The sequence below is a fragment of the Leifsonia psychrotolerans genome, assembly GCF_013410665.1.
GTDB classification, from domain to species: Bacteria; Actinomycetota; Actinomycetes; order Actinomycetales; family Microbacteriaceae; genus Cryobacterium; species Cryobacterium psychrotolerans_A.
The window spans coordinates 2382558-2399247 of sequence record NZ_JACCFM010000001.1; the positions used below are offsets into that span (position 1 = coordinate 2382558).

Annotated in this window: 16 protein-coding genes; 9 read left to right on the forward strand and 7 right to left on the reverse strand. The window is 62.8% G+C overall.

All coding sequences use genetic code 11. The features are described 5' to 3' along the window. The first annotated feature begins 235 nt into the window (after positions 1 to 235). Genes HNR05_RS10905 through HNR05_RS10940 form a run of 8 tightly spaced genes read left to right on the forward strand, consistent with a single transcriptional unit; the run spans position 236 to position 7854 of the window. Entirely contained in the window at positions 236 to 1069 is an 834-nt protein-coding gene (locus tag HNR05_RS10905; protein WP_179579034.1) for an ABC transporter ATP-binding protein, read from the forward strand. Then, complete coding sequence (locus HNR05_RS10910; RefSeq protein WP_179579035.1) at positions 1066 to 2244, forward strand: ABC transporter substrate-binding protein; 1179 nt, start codon at positions 1066 to 1068, stop codon at positions 2242 to 2244. Before HNR05_RS10905 ends, HNR05_RS10910 begins: the two co-directional genes overlap by 4 nt. Positions 2245 to 2254: 10 nt before the next feature. Further along, entirely contained in the window at positions 2255 to 2977 is a 723-nt protein-coding gene (locus tag HNR05_RS10915) for an ABC transporter ATP-binding protein (protein WP_179579036.1), read from the forward strand. Then, positions 2977 to 3864: a branched-chain amino acid ABC transporter permease gene (locus tag HNR05_RS10920; RefSeq protein ID WP_179579037.1), complete on the forward strand. Its 888-nt coding sequence runs from the start codon at positions 2977 to 2979 to the stop codon at positions 3862 to 3864. Before HNR05_RS10915 ends, HNR05_RS10920 begins: the two co-directional genes overlap by 1 nt. Continuing rightward, positions 3864 to 4988: a branched-chain amino acid ABC transporter permease gene (locus HNR05_RS10925; RefSeq protein ID WP_179579038.1), complete on the forward strand. Its 1125-nt coding sequence runs from the start codon at positions 3864 to 3866 to the stop codon at positions 4986 to 4988. The genes HNR05_RS10920 and HNR05_RS10925 overlap by 1 nt, the downstream gene beginning before the upstream one ends. Beyond that, the gene (locus HNR05_RS10930; protein ID WP_246318616.1) at positions 4966 to 5916 is read left to right on the forward strand and encodes an acetamidase/formamidase family protein; all 951 of its coding nucleotides are present in this window, start codon (positions 4966 to 4968) and stop codon (positions 5914 to 5916) included. The genes HNR05_RS10925 and HNR05_RS10930 overlap by 23 nt, the downstream gene beginning before the upstream one ends. Before the next feature lie 41 nt (positions 5917 to 5957). Further along, positions 5958 to 7208, forward strand: a complete 1251-nt coding sequence (locus HNR05_RS10935; protein ID WP_179579040.1) for a cysteine desulfurase-like protein — start codon at positions 5958 to 5960, stop codon at positions 7206 to 7208. After that, entirely contained in the window at positions 7198 to 7854 is a 657-nt protein-coding gene (locus HNR05_RS10940; RefSeq protein WP_179579041.1) for a GntR family transcriptional regulator, read from the forward strand. Before HNR05_RS10935 ends, HNR05_RS10940 begins: the two co-directional genes overlap by 11 nt. Positions 7855 to 7891: 37 nt before the next feature. Here HNR05_RS10940 and HNR05_RS10945 read toward each other — a convergent pair whose 3' ends face one another. After that, entirely contained in the window at positions 7892 to 9913 is a 2022-nt protein-coding gene (locus tag HNR05_RS10945; RefSeq protein ID WP_179579042.1) for a beta-galactosidase, read from the reverse strand. 151 nt (positions 9914 to 10064) lie between these two features. Between HNR05_RS10945 and HNR05_RS10950 the strand changes: the two genes are divergently transcribed. After that, entirely contained in the window at positions 10065 to 10721 is a 657-nt protein-coding gene (locus tag HNR05_RS10950) for a GntR family transcriptional regulator (protein WP_179579043.1), read from the forward strand. Here HNR05_RS10950 and HNR05_RS17795 read toward each other — a convergent pair. The 6 genes from HNR05_RS17795 to HNR05_RS10975 all read right to left on the reverse strand — a co-directional run bounded on the left by HNR05_RS17795 (position 10718) and on the right by HNR05_RS10975 (position 16673). Beyond that, the gene (locus HNR05_RS17795) at positions 10718 to 10840 is read right to left on the reverse strand and encodes a hypothetical protein (protein WP_281369815.1); all 123 of its coding nucleotides are present in this window, start codon (positions 10838 to 10840) and stop codon (positions 10718 to 10720) included. The two genes, HNR05_RS10950 and HNR05_RS17795, sit on opposite strands and share 4 nt — an antisense overlap. An 857-nt stretch (positions 10841 to 11697) precedes the next feature. After that, positions 11698 to 11991: a GIY-YIG nuclease family protein gene (locus tag HNR05_RS10955; protein WP_218868870.1), complete on the reverse strand. Its 294-nt coding sequence runs from the start codon at positions 11989 to 11991 to the stop codon at positions 11698 to 11700. Positions 11992 to 12275: 284 nt separating this feature from the next. Continuing rightward, positions 12276 to 13130 (reverse strand): carbohydrate ABC transporter permease, encoded by an 855-nt coding sequence (locus HNR05_RS10960; protein ID WP_343062556.1) that lies wholly within the window; start codon positions 13128 to 13130, stop codon positions 12276 to 12278. After that, positions 13127 to 14050, reverse strand: a complete 924-nt coding sequence (locus tag HNR05_RS10965; RefSeq protein ID WP_179579044.1) for a carbohydrate ABC transporter permease — start codon at positions 14048 to 14050, stop codon at positions 13127 to 13129. Before HNR05_RS10965 ends, HNR05_RS10960 begins: the two co-directional genes overlap by 4 nt. Before the next feature lies 1 nt (position 14051). Next, positions 14052 to 15365 (reverse strand): ABC transporter substrate-binding protein, encoded by a 1314-nt coding sequence (locus tag HNR05_RS10970; RefSeq protein ID WP_179579045.1) that lies wholly within the window; start codon positions 15363 to 15365, stop codon positions 14052 to 14054. A 552-nt stretch (positions 15366 to 15917) separates the two neighbouring features. Next, the gene (locus HNR05_RS10975) at positions 15918 to 16673 is read right to left on the reverse strand and encodes an SDR family NAD(P)-dependent oxidoreductase (RefSeq protein WP_179579046.1); all 756 of its coding nucleotides are present in this window, start codon (positions 16671 to 16673) and stop codon (positions 15918 to 15920) included. Positions 16674 to 16690 lie beyond the last annotated feature (17 nt).

Consider the following 16690-nt stretch of genomic DNA (forward strand, 5'->3'; position numbering starts at 1 on the left):
AAAGTGACGCGTCGGAACGAGTCAGGCCTGATTGTATTCTGTATACACTTTAAGTGACTGTCAACCTCGGATCGCCAAACTTTCGAGCCTCGAGCTCAAATTGCCGCTTGCGGGAGCATTGTGACCGCTTGCGCCGAACACATTGCTTGACATCGATGGCAATGCTCTGTGAAAATCCTGTATACAGAACACAGCACACAGCACACAGCACGAGAGATGTCCAATGGAGGGCACAATGCAGGGACAGCACTTTTCCGCAACCACCCCCGCCGCAGGTATCAGCGGCAGCGGGCTCCGGGCCGAAGGAGTGTCTGTCAGCTTCTCCGGCATCAAAGCGCTCACCGAGGTCGACTTTCGCATCACGACCGGCGAAGTTGTTGGGCTGATCGGGCCGAATGGATCTGGCAAGACAACGCTTCTCAACGTGCTCTCCGGCGTATACCGACCTTCATCAGGTCGCACATTCGTCAACGAGATCGAAACCACCTCTCTTCGTGCCCACCGCATCGCACGACTCGGGGTCGCGCGAACGTTTCAGAATATTCGACTCTTTGGCAACATGACTGTGCTTCAAAATGTGCAAGTCGGAAGTGCATTGAGCGACGCTCGTCCGCGCGGAGCGGAGCTCAGAGATGCCGCGTTGAAGACACTCGACGAGCTCGGACTCAATGAATTTCAGGAACGACGCGCCGGAACGCTTCCGTATGGCATCCGGCGTCGTATCGAGATCGCTCGCGCACTGGCCACCAAGCCGAAGTTCCTTCTCCTCGACGAACCCGCCGCCGGCGCCAACGGTGCCGAGTCTGAGGAGCTCTCAGAACTCATCGAGATGATCGCAAGCCACTACTCGCTCGGAGTGCTCGTGATCGAACACGATCTCCGACTGATGATGCGTGTGGCGAGCCGAATCGTCGCGCTGACTGGCGGACGGGTCATCGCCGAAGGTGATGCCGAGGGGATCAGCCAGAACCAGGCGGTTCGTGAGGCCTACTTCGGAAAGAAGTGGGCAGCGGAATCCTTTGCCGAACCATCACTAACCACCGAATCCATGCTGGAGGAGACGAAATGAAACGCAGAATTACACTGGCAACGGCCCTATCCGCCGCGCTCGTTCTGACGGGCTGCACCGCGACAGCCCAGAGCGGAGAAACGGGCGACGTGCTCAAAATTGGGTACAACTCCTCTCAAACCGGCGGACTGGCGTATTCAGACGTCGCGGCGTCGACCGGCGTGAAGATGGCCGTCGACGAAATCAACGCTGCCGGCGGTATTGACGGAAAATGGAAGATCGAGCTCTCGATCCAGGACAACCGCAGCGATCCGGGTCAAAGCTCCGTGGTAGCCCGTGACCTTCTGGCCAATGGCGCGCAGCTCCAGATCTGCACGTCGGATGCCGACCCGTGCATTGCCGCCGGCCAGATCGCCCAGGCCGCAAGCATCCCCACGATCTCGACTGCGGCCACCTCACCGACACTTCCGGGTGCCGTCGGCGACTTCATGTTCATGAGCGTCTTCGGCGACAACACTCAGACGACGGTCCTGGCCGACTACGCCATTGAACAGGGCCTTAAGAATGCCTACCTTCTCTGCTCCCCCGACTCCTCCTACACTTCCAAATCCTGCGACTACTTCACCCAGGTGTATGAGAAAAAGGGTGGCACGATCCTTCGCAAGGGTTCCTATACTCTCGGGGCCCCAGATTTCAACAGCGAAATCACGAAAATCCTCGCGTTGAAGCCGTCTCCCGAGGTCATCTTCACCCCGGCCTACCCGCCGGACGCCCCGACCTTCATCAAGCAACTCCGCGCTGCGGGCATCACAGCTCCGGTCATCTCGATGGACGGGGTGGACTCACAGACCACGATCGACGCTGGCGGCGCGTCTGTCGAGGGACTCGTCTTCACCACCCACGGTTTCCCGGCCGACGGAACGCCGACCGGTGATTTCTGGAAGCGCTACACCGAGACATACGGCAAGGCGCCGGAGAGCGTCTTCGCGGCCACGGGCTACGACCTCATCAAGGTCGTTGAAGCCGCCGTCACCTCGGCCCAGTCAATTGATCCACAGGCCGTGCGCAATGCGATCGACACACTCGTCGACGTGCAGGGCGCAACCGGCTCGATCACGTATCTCGACCAGGGCCGCATTCCCCTCAAATCGGTCTCCCTGGTGAAGGTCGACAACGGGAAGTTCGCGCTTCTTGGCACCAAGACGCCTGATTCTGCCGACATCCCGAAGCCCTAGGCGCTCCAGAATGCCAATGCTCGAGGTCGAAAACCTCTCGGTGGTGTACGGCGGAATCCGCGCCGTACGCAACCTGTCCTTCCACGTGAACGAGGGTGAAGTCGTCACCATTCTCGGCGCCAATGGTGCCGGTAAATCCAGCACGATGAACGCCGTGATGGGCCTTGCCCCCTCTGACCCGTCGTCGTCGATCCGTTTCAATGGGACGGCCGTCGAAAAGCTGCCCACCGAGAAGATCTCCAAGCTCGGAATGACTCTCACTCCCGAAGGACGCCGAGTTTTTCCCCAACTCACCGTTGAGGAGAATCTTCGGATGGGGGCGATCTCGCTCGGCCGGCGAGGCTCAGCGGCCGAGTTGAAGGAGAGCGCCTTCACTCGCTTTCCGATTCTGGCCCAGCGACGCACGCAGTTCGCGGGAACACTCTCTGGAGGAGAGCAGCAGCAGCTCGCAATTGCACGCTCGCTGATGTCGGCCCCGCGGCTGCTCCTCTTGGACGAGCCGAGCCTCGGTCTCGCCCCCCAGGTCGTGGAATTCATCTTCGACCTGCTGAAACAGCTGAGTGAAGAAGGCGTCACGATTCTTCTGGTTGAGCAGAATGTCGATCAAGCTCTGGCAATCGCAGACCGCGGATATGTGCTGGCTAGTGGTGAACTCCAACTCGAAGGAAAGGCAACAGATTTGCGTGCGTCCAGCGGAATTGAACGCGCATATCTGGGATTGGGAGCGGTCTAATGGATATCTTCGCGCAACAACTCGTCAATGCATTGAGTCTCGGAGGAATCTACGCTCTTCTTGCGCTCGGCCTCGCCATGGTGTTCTCGATCATGGGGCTGGTCAACTTCGCGCATGGCGATCTCATGACGATCGGCGGGTACGCGATCTGGTTCGGTGCAATGGTGCTCGGCGCACCTCTCATCGTGGTTGCCCTGCTCGGCATCTTTGCTGTCGTTCTCGGGTCGGTGCTCATGGAGCGAATTGCATTCCGGCCGGTTCGGGGAGCGAGCGGTACGACGATGCTTTTGACAAGTTTCGCCGTGTCGATCGTGCTGCAAGTTCTTTTTCAGATCTTCATTTCCGCACGACCTATGGGTATCCAACTTCCCGCTCAGCTGAGTGAGACTCTGAATCTTTTCGGCGTGCGATTGGGAGTTATCCAGCTGACCGCAATCGTTGTCGTCGCCGTCGCACTCGTCTCGATCATCTATTTTCTTCGTCGAACCACACTGGGTATCGGTATGCGGGCAGCGGCTCAGGACTTTCCTGTCGCCCGGTTGATGGGAATCAATGCGAACCGAATCGTCTCAACCGCCTTCGCCATCTCGGGTTTGCTCGCGGGGCTCGCGGCCTTTCTCTGGATCGCACAGCGGGGCTCGGTCGACCCAACGATGGGACTTTTCCCCGTCATCAAGGCTTTCATCGCGGCGGTCCTCGGCGGCTTGGGCAGCCTACCCGGGGCTGTGCTCGGAGGGTTCATCCTCGGCGCCGCCGAGGTTCTCTTCCGGTCCCAGCTCCCCGAATCCATGCTCCCGTTCGCTGACGCGTTTACTCTCACGATGGTCTTGGTGATTCTGATGGTGCGCCCCCAAGGGCTTCTCGGCAAAGTGACGGAGCGCGCATAATGCGATTGACAGCACATTCCCCCCTCACTCGCTCGGCAATCGGAACCGGTGCTCTCGGCCTCCCCGTCGTCATCATCGTCGTCATCGTCATGGCGACCATGGGCGCTGTGGGTCAGCAGCTCGCGATCAACATGCTCATCTCGATGGTGGCGGTCGTCGGTTTCAGCCTCTACAGCGGAAACTCCGGAATCATGACGTTCGGCCACGCGGCGTTTATGGGCGTTGCCGCCTATGCGAGTGGCCTGCTCACGGCCTCTCCGGCGGTCAAAGCCCAGATCCTGCCGGGTTTGCCTGATTGGCTGATGCGCATTCAGCTTCCGCTCTTCCCGGCGATGCTCGTCGCAATGGTCGTCGTGTTGGTGATGGCCGTGCTGTTCGGGCTGCCGTTCGCGAGGCTCTCGGCGGCCGCCACCCCGATCGCCACGTTCACGATGCTCTTGATCACGTACATCGTGCTCGTCGGAGCCAAGGGCGTTACCCGTGGAAGTGAAACATTTTATGGAGTCCCGCCGGCGGTCGACATCTACATTGCCCTCGGCGTTGTTTTGGTCGCGATTTTCGTCGCTCGACTCTTTCGCGAATCGGTCGTCGGCATCCGCTTGCAGGCCAGTCGAGAAGACGAGCTTGCCGCCCGGTCGATGGGGATCAACATTGCCGGTTTGCGTCTGGTCGCCTGGATTCTCAGCGCCCTGATCGTCGCTGCGGCCGGTGTTTTGATGGCTCACGAACTTACGGCGTTCTCGCCGAAACAGTTCTACATCTCTTTGCAGTTCATGCTTGTAGCCATGTTGGTCGTTGGCGGGCAGTCGACGGTGACCGGTGCTGTCGTCGGAACGGTGATCGTCGCGACACTTCTGGAAGTCGCACGACGCGTCGAGATCGGGCTCAACGGCTTCACGATCGGGGATTTCACCATCCAGAACGTCTTTGGGCTGCAAGAGATCACTCTGGGACTTCTGATACTCGCGGTGATGTTCTGGCGACGAGACGGGCTCTTTGCTTTCGACGAAGCCGACGATCTCGTGCGAAAAGTCTGGCGTACCCGACGATCGGAATCACTGCCAGGCTCTCGTCCCTCCGATACGAAAGAAGCCCACCTTGATGGCGCCATCCGCACACCTTGATCGCTCGACAGTATCGTTTGGCTGGGATCGAAACCATGATCCGGCCGCTGTGGTTGCGTCGGGCACCGAGCTCTTCGTAGAAGCTCCCGACTGCTCCAACGGACAAATCTCGGCCACATCGACCCTCGAGACGTTCACGGCGATGGATCTCACACAACTCGATCCGATCAGCGGCCCCGTTTTTGTCGAGGGTGCGCATCCAGGCGACGTTCTGAAGGTCGAGATCCTGCGGGTGGCCCCGCTTCATTTCGGCTGGTCTGCGGTTTACCCGGGCACGGGGCTTCTGCAGGAAGAGTTCCCCGACGCATGGTTTCGGTTGTGGGATCTGACGCAGGGCGACTCGACCGAGCTTGTGCCTGGCATCCGCGTACCGATCGAGCCAATGCTCGGAATCATTGGTTGTACGCCCGCCGCGGACGGCCCGCATCCGAGTGTTCCCCCGCACCGGGCGGGCGGCAACATGGACATGAAGCATGCCCGTGAGGGCACCGTGATGTTCCTGCCCGTCGAAGTCGAAGGCGCTCTTTTCGGCCTCGGCGACTCTCACGCTGCACAAGGAGACGGGGAGGTCGGCGGTGCAGGCATCGAGACTCCCGCGGACATCACCGTGCGGCTCAGTGTTGTGCGTGATCGCGTTCTGCGGTTCCCCGAATATGAGATCAATCGACCGCTTGAGCGCGCGTCCGCAGCTCGAGCCGGCTATTACGCGACGACCGGCGTCGGGCCCGATCTATACCAAGCTGCGCAGGCGGCGGTGAGGGCCATGGTGCACCGTGTCGTTGCGCTATACCGCATCGAGGAGATCGAGGCCTACATGCTGTGCTCCGTCGCGGCCGACCTTAAGATCAGTGAAATCGTGAACGAGGGAACCTACGTCATCTCGGCATTCCTCCCGCGCGATCTCTTTCTCGACCCGCCACGTGAGTGACCTCGCTCGCGCCGAACCGTATTCTGACGAAGGAGCTTGACATGCCTGCACTAGACGCCGCCGCGCTGACTCAGCTGCGCGGTCTGTTCCCCGCGCTCAATCGCACCGCACCCAGCGGGGAGCTAGCCGCTTACCTGGACGGCCCGGGCGGCACCCAGGTGCCGGAGTCGGTTATCGAGGCAATCAGTGACTATCTACGCAATTCGAACTCGAATATCGAGGGGGAATTCGACCTGACCATCGCCACCGATGAGCTTCTCGCGCTTTCGCGGGCGTACGGCGGCAGTTTCGTCGGCGGCGATGCCGGTTGCATTGCCTTCGGCCAGAACATGACGACGTTGAACTTCAGTTTGATCGCCGCCTTCGGTCGCACCCTGAAGCGCGGAGACGAGATCGTGACGACTGCCCTCGACCACGACTCAAACGTGGCACCGTGGTTGCTCCTCGCCCAGGATCTTGGTCTCGTCGTACACACGGTCGGGCTGAAAGAAGACCTGACCCTCGACCTGGACGATCTCGCCTCCAAGCTGAGCAGCCGAACCAAGGTTGTCGCGTTCACCCTGGCGTCAAACGCGGTCGGCACACTGACCCCGGCCCGCGAGATCGCACGCATGGCCCACGAGGTGGGAGCCCTAGCGTGGGTCGACGCCGTCGCATTCGCCGCCCACCGGCGCATCGATGTTGTGAACATCGGCTGCGATGTTCTGCTCTGCTCACCGTACAAATTTTTCGGACCGCACCTTGGAATGGCCTGGGTCCGTCGTGACCTTGCCGAGACCTGGCCGGCGAACCGAGTGCGCCCGGCGGGGATCACGCCTCCTGGCCACCGTTTCGAGACGGGCACCCTCGCGCACGAGGCCCTGGCCGGTTTTGTTGCCGCGATCGACTACCTCGCCGCTCTGGGTGCCGGTGACACGCTCGACAGCCAGCTGGACTCGGCCTATCAGGTCATCGAACAGCAGGAGCATTTTCTGGCCGAGCGCTTTCTGGCGGGAATCGCCCGGGTACCCGGTGTGCGACTCGTCGGCCCTCGAACCGCAGAATCTGCCGGCCGGGTTGGCACCTTCGGTCTCGTCGTGGAGGGCGGCGGCAGCGCCCGGCTTGCACGGGCACTCGGTGAACGCGGAATCTACACGTGGAACGGCAGTTTCTATGCCCAGGGAGTTCTCGAACACCTGGGGATCGACCTCGATGAAGGTCTGCTCCGTGCCGGCGTGGTGCACTACAACACGGTCGCAGACATCGACCGTTTTCTCCGTGTATTGACCGAGTTGCACGCAGATGCTCATTGAACGGAAAACGCTCCGCGAGCAGGTCCGCACCGAACTGCTGAATCGGATCCGGACCGGCGCCGTCGTGCCAGGCCAAAGTATCAATGAGGTGCAGCTCGCGGCCGAACTCGGCGTCAGCCGTACCCCGTTGCGCGAGGCACTGATCGGTTTGGAAACCGAGGGGCAGATCACCAGCGAAACGGGCAGGGGCTTCCAATTCGCCCGGCTGAGCGTGAGTGAAATTGAAGAGCTCGGACCCATTATCGCTGAGCTCGAAAGTCTCGCGCTTGAACTCACCCCCGCTGCCCGACGACTGGAAATCGGCCAGCGGCTGCACAAAGAGGCGATCGAGTTCTGTACACCTCGTGCGACACACTTTCAGGTCACGACCCGCGACGAGGAGTGGCATGGCCTGCTGACCAGCGCGTGCCCGAATTCACGGTTGCTCGAGCTACTCGATCAAGCACGAAGCGGTCTGCGCCGGTATGAATCCCTCCTCATTCCAAGTGAAGCGATGATCGCCCGCAACGCCGCCGAGCATGCCGCTATTGCTTCCTGCCTGATTGCCGGCGACCTCCCCGGCGCTCGAAGGGCACTGCATGCCAATTGGACGAACGGGGCGACTCGTATGCTTGCACACACGAGCGCCCCGTATCTCACGGAGTGATTCATTGCAGAATGCGCCCCTGGAGAGTCGCCTCCGACTAGATTGCGGGGTGCGCCAGCACAGCGACCCCCGCGGGCGCCAGCGTGAGGCTGCCGGTCACGTCGAGACCGGTGATCAAGTCGTGTGATCCAACTGGCACGGCGACGGATGCCTCCGCCTGGCCGTGGTTCAGCACAAACATGAAGTCGGTCTCTTCGTTAGTGCGCGTGACAATCTCGAGGTCGCGGTCCGCGACGCGGTTCGGCAGCCCGGCGGCGGTGAGGGCGAGAGCCAGAACCTGCTCGAGTCCCTCCGGTGCGAGCGTGGCGCTGAGGTACCAGGCGGAGCCGGCGCCGAGCGCGTTGCGCACGATGGCGGCGCGCCCCTCGAGAACTCCGGCGGAGTACGTGGCGACGGTGTCGGTATCCGAGGCAGCGTGGATCCACTCGCTCCAAATCTGGGTGGGCAGAATCGCGCCGTCGAGGTTGACCTGACCGGTCTCCCCGTCGGAGAGCGGCCACCACTCGTCGACCTCGACGCCGAGCAGGCCGCGCAGCGGGCCGGGAGCGCCACCCTCGTGCACCTTCTCGGTCGGGTCGACGACACCGCTGAACGGGCCGACGACCAGCTGGCCGCCGCGCTGCACGAACGCGGTCATGGCCGCAGCCTGCTCGTCGGTAGCGATGTAGAGGTTCGGTACGACGACGACGTCGTAGCCGTCGAACGAGCCGGTGGCCCGCACGACGTCAACGGTGTGGCCGAGGGCGAACAGGGCTCCGTGCCAGGCGCGGGCCTGCTCGAGCCAGTTGAGCCGCTGCGACGGCAACGAGTCGGGCGCCGCGCTCCCCCACCAGGAATCCCAGTCGGCGACGAGGGCAACGGATGCCCGCACACGGGTTCCGCGCACGACCTCGATCTGCTTGAGCTCGGCGCCGAGGGCGGCCGTCTCTTTAAAGGTGCGGCTGTTCTCACCGCGGTGGCCGAGCATGGCCGAGTGATACTTCTCCGGGCCGAACTTGGCCTGGCGCCATTGAAAGAACATCGCGCCGTCGGAACCGTGCGCGATGGCCTGAAAACTGTTCAGGCGCATGCGTCCCGGCGCCTTGGGCACGTTGATGTCGCGCCAGCTGACCGCGCTCGGGGCCTGCTCGAGCAGCAGCCAGGGCTGGCCGTCTTTCAGCGAACGCATCAGGCCGTAGTTGAGGGCTGCGGGCACGTGCGCCTGGGGATCGGCGGGGTCGGGATAGGCGTCATCCGTCACCAGATCTTCGACGGCTGCGAAGTCCCAGTAGTCGAGCTCCTTGAACAGGCTCATGAAGTTGGTGGTCACGGCGATGTCGGGGGTGACCCGGCGCAGCACGTCGATCTCGCTTTGGAACAGTTCGAGCAACGCGTCGCTCGAGAAGCGCTCGAAGTCGAGGTTCTGCGAGGGATTGATCGGACCCATCGAGGTGCGCGGCGGCTCAATGTGCTCGAAGGTGTTGTAGTTCTGACCCCAGCAGGTGGTGCCCCAGGCCTCGTTCAGGCCCTCGATGCTGCCGTAGCGAGCTTCAAGCCAGCGGCGGAAGTGGCGAGCCGACTCATCGCACCAGCAGCGCGGCACGTGGTCGCCGTATTCGTTTGAGATGTGCCAGAGGGCGAGCGCCGGGTGGTTGCCATAGCGCGTGGCCATGGCTTCGGTGAGCTTGAGCGCATGTTCGCGAAAGATCGGCGAGCTCGGGCAGTAGGCCTGGCGCGAGCCGAACTCGAGACGCTGGCCGTGGATGTTAGACGGCAATACCTCAGGAAACTCGCGGATCAGCCAGGCCGGCGGCGTGGCCGTGCCCGTGGCGAGGTCGACCTTGATGCCGTGCTCCCAGAGCAGGTCAATCACGCGATCGAGCCAGCCGAAGTCGTAGACACCTGGCGTGCGCTCGATCTGCGGCCAGGAGAAGACCGGCAGTGAGACCAGGTTGACGCTGGCCTTCTGCATCAGCCGGGCATCCTCGATCCAGGTTTCTTCGGACCACTGGTCAGGGTTGTAGTCGCCGCCATAGGCGAGTGCATCAAGCCTGATCGGCCGTGCCGGAGTCGAGGTCATGCCCGCTTCCCTTTCGATTGTTTCAACGCCGGACCGCATCCTCTGTACACGACGTCGTAAAGATTGTATTCTGTATACAGCTACCGTATGACGAATATTCGTTCCGGTCAACCCGTAGGATTGGCCGATCAGTAGAAGCCTGGGAGGGCGCATGGCAATCGAACGCAAAACACTCCGCTCACAGGTGCGGGACGAATTGCTGGCGCGCATGCGATCGGGTGAAGCTCAGCCGGGCGAGGGCATCAATGAGGTGCAGCTCGCGTCGGAACTCGGAGTGAGTCGCACCCCGCTTCGTGAAGCGCTGATCGGCCTCGAAAGTGAGGGGCAGATCACGAGCGAGAACGGCAAGGGCTTCCGCTTCGTGAAGCTGAGCGCCACCGAGTTCGAGGAACTCGGCCCGGTCATCGCGACCCTGGAGGGCCTCGCCATCGAGCTCACTCCTCTCGTCGACCTGCAGACGATTGGTCGCCAGCTCGTGCGGATGTCGGCAGAGTTCCACGAGGACATCGCCGCGCACTCCGAGGTCGCCCATCGCGACGACGAGTGGCACGAACTCATGCTGAGCGCGTGCCCCAATGCACGTCTGCTCGAACTCATCGGCGGCGTCCGCGGTCTCTTCCACCGTTACGAATCACTTCTCGTCTCGAATGAGGCAATGATTGGGCGCGTTGCCGCCGAGCACGCGACGATCGCGCACTGTCTGGCCGAAGGCGATGTCGCGGGCGCCCAGACCGCACTCAAATCGAACTGGCTGAACGGCGTGCAGCGCATTCTGGCGAATGCAGAGCTGACCGCGACCCTGGTCTAGGTCGAGCCGCGCCCGCCGATCAAGCCCACCCCGCCGATCGAGCTCACCCCGCTGATCTTGCCCACCCCGCTGATCGACCCCACCCCGCTGATCGAGCGTGTCGAGATCCCGTCAGCCACACACGGAACAGGGAACCGCGGTCTCGACAGGCTCGACCCACGGGACACCGATCGACCCCACCCCGCTGATCGAGCCCACCCCGCTGATCGAGCCCACCCGCTGATCGAGCCCACCCCGCCGATCGAGCGTGTCGAGATCCCGTCAGCCACACACGAGGCCGGGAACCGCGGTCTCGACAGGCTCGACCCACGGGACACCGATCGACCCCACCCGCTGATCGAGCCCACCCCGCTGATCGACCCCACCCCGCTGATCGAGCGTGTCGAGATCCCGTCAGCCACACACGAGGCCGGGAACCGCGGTCTCGACAGGCTCGACCCACGGGACACCGATCGACCCCACCCGCTGATCGACCCCACCCCGCCGATCGAGCCCACCCCGCTGATCGAGCGTGTCGAGATCCCGTCACCCGCCCACGAGACCGGGAACCACGGTCTCGACAGGCTCGACCCACGGGACGCTGATCGAGCCCACCCCGCCGATCGACCCCACACCGCTGATCGAGCGTGTCGAGATCCCGTCAGCCACACACGAGGCCGGGAACCGCGGTCTCGACAGGCTCGACCCACGGGACACCGATCGACCCCACCCCGCTGATCGAGCCCACCCCGCTGATCGAGCCCACCCCGCCGATCGAGCCCACCCCGCTGATCGAGCGTGTCGAGATCCCGTCACCCGCCCACGAGACCGGGAACCACGGTCTCGACAGGCTCGACCCACGGGACACTGATCGAGCCCACCCCGCCGATCGAGCGTGTCGAGATCCCGTCAGCCACCCTCGAGACCGGGAACCACGGTCTCGACAGGCTCGACCCACGGCACGCCGATCGAGCGTTTCGAGACACGACGTGCGGTGCTAGCTCTCGGGAGGCGGCGTCCCCGAGCGACTCAGGCCAGGCAAATCAGCCAGTCGCCCTTCGATCAAAGCGATGCGTTTCTGGCGACCCCAGCCCTGCACCTGCTTCTCCCGAGCGTAGGCATCCTCGATTCGCTCGCACTCCTCGACGTAGACCAGGCGCACCGGCATCCGTCGCCGTGTATACGCGGCGCCCTCACCGTGATTGTGTTGCCAGAGCCGTCGTTCGATATCCCATGTGCTTCCGACGTAGAACGAGTCGTCGGAGCACTGCAACACGTACATGAATGGCATGCGCGACAGGCTGACAGGAAGCCGTCGCGGCGTTGGCCGGATGCAGGAAATCCGTGGACAACTACCGCTGATCGAGCCTGTCGAGATACGACCCGCAGCAAACTAGGGTCTCGACACGCTCGACCAACGGGGAATCGGTTGCTGAGCCTGTCGAGACATAGGGTCTCGACACGCTCGACCAACGGGGAATCGGTTGCTGAGCCTGTCGAGACATAGGGTCTCGACACGCTCGACCAACGGGGAATCGGTTGTCGAGCTGTCGAGACACCACCACAGAGTTGCTGCTAGCCCTTGACGGCGCCGCCGAGCAGGCCGGAAATGAACTGACGCTGGAAGATCAGAAAGAGGATCAGCAGCGGCAACGTCGCCAACAGCGAGCCCAGCATGAGGCCCGAGTAGTCAACTCGCGACAAGCCAATCATCGTGTTCAACGCGACGGGGATCGTGTAGTTGTCCTCGGTATTCAGCATCAGCAGCGGCCAGATGAACGCGTTCCACTGGGTCATGAACGTGTAGATGATCAGGGCGGCGATCTGCGGCCGGGCCACCGGCAGCACGATGCCGTAGAACGTGCGGAACTCGCTGGCCCCGTCGATCCGCGACGATTCGATGAGCGAATCAGGGAAGTCGAGGAAGGACTGACGCATGAGGAAGATGCCGAAGGCACTGGCTAGGAACGGCAGGATCACGGCCTGGTACGTGTCGATCCAACCGAGGCTGGCCATCATCTGGAACAGCGGAACGAGCAGAACCTGCATCGGAATCATCATCGTGACGAGGATGACGCCGAGCGCGATACCGCGGCCGCGAAACTTGAACTTCGCCAGCCCGTAGCCGGCCATGATGCTGATCATCGAGCTGAACACGGTGTAGATGACCGCGAGCAGCAGGCTGTTCACCATGACGCGACCGAAGTTCACATCATGCTGCAGCCGAGCCAGGTTGTTCAGCAGTTCGCCGCCCGGAAGCACCGGTAGTGGCGTGCCGAACAAGTCGGAGGTCTGATGCGTCGAGGCAATGACCATCCAGAGGAATGGGATGAGGCTGATGATCGAACCGACCAACAGCACGAAATAGATCGGAGCCTGGCGGATGGCCGAGCCGAGTCGGGCGGAGGCCGCCGGTGTGGCGCGGGTCACGATTTCTCCCTCGTGAGACGGAACTGAATGAGCGCGATCACCGCGGTGATGGCGACAATCATCCACCCGATAGCGGAGGCATAGCCGAAGTCGAACTGACGGAAACCAACCTTATAGAGGTAGAGCACTGGCGTGAGTGTGGCATCGCTCGGTCCTCCCCCGGTGAGAATGAAGTTTTCGTCGAAGAGCTGCAGGGCGCCGATCGTCGAGGTAATGCCGGTAAAAAGCAGCACCGGGCGCAACTGCGGAATGACAATCTTCGAGAAGATCGCCCAGCGGCCCGCCCCATCCATTCGTGCCGCTTCGTAGAGCTCGCCGGGGATCGCCTGGAGCCCGGCCAGAATGATGACCATGTTGTATCCGGTCCAACGCCAGGTGATCGAGGCGATCAGGGCGACCCGCGCCCAGATCTCGTTGTTCAGCCAGTCGACCGGTGCGATGCCGAGCACGCCGATCATCTGGTTGACGGCGCCGCCATCGGTGGCCAGCATGATGCGGAAGACGACCGAGTAGGCGACCAGCGTCGTCACGGCAGGCAGGAAGTGCAGTACGCGAAAGCCGCCCTTGAATTTCAGCCAGCTTTGGTTGAGCAAGTAGGCCAGGCCGACGGCCAGGCCCATCATCAGTGGAACCTGGATGACGAGCAGGATGCCAGCGTTGAACAGGCTCTTTGCGATCAGTGGATCGGCGAACAGGCGAGCGTACTGTTCGAGACCGACGAACTCGGTCTGACCGCCCACGGTCTTCGTCATGCTCTGCCACAACGAAGAGACGAGCGGGTAGGCGAAGAACAGTGCAAAAAGAACGAGAGCAGGGGCGGCGAAGTACAACCCCGGACGCTGGAGCTTGCGCCCCAGCGTCCGCGGAGCGGTTCGCCCGGTGTGGGCGCGGTTACGCGCCCGCGTGGACGAGATGGCCATGTTACTTCGCGATCTTGCGATCGGTTGCGGTGGCGATCTGCTTGGCAGCGTCGTCGAGGGTCTTCTTCGGGTCGGCGCCGTTCAGCACCGAGGCGACGACGGCGTTGGCCACGATGTCCTGCGCCTTCGCATTGTCGGTCGTGTAGTTGATCGACGGGATGTTCGGGGTCTGCTCGGCGAACAGCTCGTACACCTTTTGCCCCGAGAAGTAGGGGTCCGGCTGCTGGAAGTAGCCGTCCTTGAGAGCAGGTAGGTACGAGGGAAAGAGTCCTTCGTTCTTCATCATGTCGGCCTGATTGGTGGCGTCGGCCAGCAGCCAGGTGACGAAGGATGCCGCGAGGTTGGGGTTCTTCGCCTGCGCGGGAACCGCGAGGCCGGATCCGCCGCTGTTCGAGGTGCGAACGCCGCCATCGGCGAACGCCGGAAGCTCGGTCACGCCATACTTCCCGGCAAGTTCGGGCATTTCACCGGTGAGGGTACCGATCCACCAGACAGCCTCCGGGGTCACCGCCGAGTCGCCGTCCTTGGCGGAGGTGACGCGGCCATCCCAGCCCTTGACGTTCTTGATCAAGCCTTTGTCGTTCATATCCTTGAGCACGGTGAGTGCTTCGACTGCCTTCGGCGAGTTGACGGCGACGTTTCCGTCGGCGTCGAAGAGGCCCTGACCCTGCTGCTGCAGCATCATCGTGAAGCCACCACCCGTGGAGAGGTCGGTCGACATCAGCGTGTGGCCGGTCTTGGCCTTGATGGTCTCACCGGCGGAGATGAGGGCGTTCCAGGTGGTCAGCGATGCCGGGTCGACGCCGGCCTCGGCCAGGTAGTCGGAACGGTAGTAGAGCCCGACGGTGCCCGAGTCCCACGGCGCGACCATGAGCTGGTCCTTGTCATTCGACGAAGCGGTCCACTTCGACTGGTCGAAGTCGGCCTTCTTGTCGCCGAGGACCGGGTTCAAGTCGATCAGGCCGTTCGGGAACTGTGAGATGTAGCCCGGAGCCCGGTCGGTCTCGATGGTGACGACATCCGGAAGTCCGCTGCCGGCCTGCAGGCCGACCGAAAGCTTGTCGTAGGCGTTGTCGTAGCCGACATCGACGACCTTGATGGATGTCCCGGCGTGGCTGGCTTCGTACTCCTTGGCCTTGCGCTTGAGCGCGACCGCGGCCGAGTCCCAGGACCAGACGGTAATGTCACCGGAGACTTTGGTGCTCGGGTCGAGTGCCGGGGCGGACTGGCCGCCGGTGCCACCCGTGGCGCAACCGGCCAGGAGTGCCATCGCGGCGAGAGCGGTGACCGGGACAAGATACTTGCTGGATTTCATGATGACTTCCTTGTCGAGTGCTCAGAATATTGTATACAGTACACGGACCGTGAGGATCAGTCAACATACTTCGTACGCTCGGCCGGCGCGAGGGAGAGAACCGCCGCACGCGGTGACAGGGTCTCGACAGGCTCGACCAACGGGCGGGCTCGAGCAACGGGAAGGATCGAGCACCCCACCGCTGATCGAGCTCGTCGAGATCCCGCGACCACGACCCGAGACGGGTGAACCAGGGTCTCGACAAGCTCGACCAACGGGCGGGCTCGACCAACGGGAAGGAGTGAACCGCCGCACGCGGTGACAGGGTCTCGACAGGCTCGACCAACGGGAGGGCACCACCAACGGGAAGGATCGAGCACCCCACCGCTGATCGAGCCTGTCGAGATCCCGCGACCACGACCCGAGACGGGTGAACCAGGGTCTCGACAGGCTCGACCAACGGGCGGGCACGACCAACGGGCGGGCTCGACCAACGGGCGGGCACGACCAACGGGCGGGCACAAAACCGACAAGGAGGCGCGGACGGACGCACGGCGGGGTTCCCGCCGCGTCTCAGGTGCGGCGGTCTGCCTGCCAGGTTCGATACGAGGAAGCGGTTCCACCAGCAAGTTCTCCGCCATCCACCACGAGCTGCTGGCCGGTAATGAAGGCGGCCTCGGCAGAGGCGAGGAAGTAGAACGCCGACGCAATCTCGGCGGGCTCTGCGTGACGCCCACTGGGAATCTTCGCGTTCACCTCATCAATCATCTCGTCGGTATATTCCAGTCGCTGCATGGGTGTCATCACATATCCGGGACTCACGCACGCCGTGCGTACCCGAGGCGCCAATTCCAGTGCAACACTGCGGCAGAGTGCGAGAACGGCGGCCTTCGACGCGTTGTAGTCGGCATACCAGGGGTATCCCGCGGTGGCATTCGTCGACGCCGTCGCCAGCAGAACGCCCGAGCCCGCCTCATACATCTGCCGGCCGGCGGCCTGCCACAGATTGATGACCCCACGCACATTGATCGCCAGCAGCGTGTCGATCTCGGCCGGCTTCATCTCGAGGAACGGCCGACGGATGCTGATGCCCGCGTTCGCGATGGCGACATCCACCCGGCCGTCCTCCCGCACGATCTCGCCGATGCGAGCGGCGACTTGTTCGTGGTCGGTAACGTCACAGTGCCGCCAGATCGCTCCGGCCGTTGGCGCGGCCGGAGCGGTCAGGTCGAGGTTGTAAACCCGCGCTCCCCCGGCAGTGAACCGGTCGGCCGTGGCTTGGCCAATGCCCGACGAGGCTCCGGTGATGACGACGATCTGCTCCGTCATGGAGCACCTCCAGTTGA

Excerpts from the sequence above, each read along its gene's own strand:
- HNR05_RS10935 (WP_179579040.1), top strand. The coding sequence starts at position 5,958 with ATGCCTGCACTAGACGCCGCCGCGCTGACTCAGCTGCGCGGTCTGTTC.
- HNR05_RS10955 (WP_218868870.1), bottom strand. The coding sequence starts at position 11,991 with ATGCCATTCATGTACGTGTTGCAGTGCTCCGACGACTCGTTCTACGTC.
- HNR05_RS10975 (WP_179579046.1), bottom strand. The coding sequence starts at position 16,673 with ATGACGGAGCAGATCGTCGTCATCACCGGAGCCTCGTCGGGCATTGGC.
- HNR05_RS10945 (WP_179579042.1), bottom strand. The coding sequence starts at position 9,913 with ATGACCTCGACTCCGGCACGGCCGATCAGGCTTGATGCACTCGCCTAT.
- HNR05_RS10915 (WP_179579036.1), top strand. The coding sequence starts at position 2,255 with ATGCCAATGCTCGAGGTCGAAAACCTCTCGGTGGTGTACGGCGGAATC.
- HNR05_RS10970 (WP_179579045.1), bottom strand. The coding sequence starts at position 15,365 with ATGAAATCCAGCAAGTATCTTGTCCCGGTCACCGCTCTCGCCGCGATG.
- HNR05_RS10920 (WP_179579037.1), top strand. The coding sequence starts at position 2,977 with ATGGATATCTTCGCGCAACAACTCGTCAATGCATTGAGTCTCGGAGGA.
- HNR05_RS10930 (WP_246318616.1), top strand. The coding sequence starts at position 4,966 with ATGGCGCCATCCGCACACCTTGATCGCTCGACAGTATCGTTTGGCTGG.
- HNR05_RS10925 (WP_179579038.1), top strand. The coding sequence starts at position 3,864 with ATGCGATTGACAGCACATTCCCCCCTCACTCGCTCGGCAATCGGAACC.
- HNR05_RS10940 (WP_179579041.1), top strand. The coding sequence starts at position 7,198 with ATGCTCATTGAACGGAAAACGCTCCGCGAGCAGGTCCGCACCGAACTG.
- HNR05_RS10950 (WP_179579043.1), top strand. The coding sequence starts at position 10,065 with ATGGCAATCGAACGCAAAACACTCCGCTCACAGGTGCGGGACGAATTG.
- HNR05_RS10910 (WP_179579035.1), top strand. The coding sequence starts at position 1,066 with ATGAAACGCAGAATTACACTGGCAACGGCCCTATCCGCCGCGCTCGTT.
- HNR05_RS10905 (WP_179579034.1), top strand. The coding sequence starts at position 236 with ATGCAGGGACAGCACTTTTCCGCAACCACCCCCGCCGCAGGTATCAGC.
- HNR05_RS10965 (WP_179579044.1), bottom strand. The coding sequence starts at position 14,050 with ATGGCCATCTCGTCCACGCGGGCGCGTAACCGCGCCCACACCGGGCGA.